The organism is Neisseria sp. P0021.S007 (assembly GCF_051956855.1).
Window position 1 is genome coordinate 1 of the sequence record NZ_JBQCXA010001195.1, and the last position, 519, is coordinate 519.

Genomic DNA, 519 nt, shown 5'->3' on the forward strand with positions numbered 1-519 from the left:
GTTCAAACATAGTGGGTATGATGGAACCGATATTGTCGTCGATACCCGCACTCTGATTCCGGATCGGGCGATGATGCAGGTAACGCGCGGGGGATTCCATTGGGAAAATATTATCGGGAAGGACGGTATGCCCTACGAAGCCGACTTATATTTCAAGCTGGATAATGATGACGCTTATATCGTACGCAGTTTTTTCTATATCCCCGCCGAAAACGGCAAAGCTCCTGCCAACTGGAAAGCCCAAGAAAAAGAAGCGATCAACACCATAGAGAAAAAATTCCGCCAAGAAATTCTCAGCGGTTTGAAAACAAGACAGGAATTTGAAGTGCCAAATAAACACGGCATCTGCTTGATAGGCGGTTTTATCGCCGATGACGGTAAAAAACCGTTTGAAGTTCATAGCACCGTCGAATTTGCCAAGCAACATGATATGAGTCTGGAAATCATGCATGGTGACGTGTTGAAAGCAGGTGAGCCGACGCTGTTGAAACGCAAGGTTAATTTAGATAAGGGTGTAAT

Annotated in this window: 1 protein-coding gene; it reads left to right on the plus strand. The window is 45.3% G+C overall.

The window, feature by feature from the left end; translation table 11 throughout:
• Positions 1-519, plus strand: a 519-nt coding sequence (locus tag ACTHUR_RS18245) for a T6SS immunity protein Tli4 family protein (protein ID WP_440400169.1), incomplete at both ends; no start/stop codon positions are given.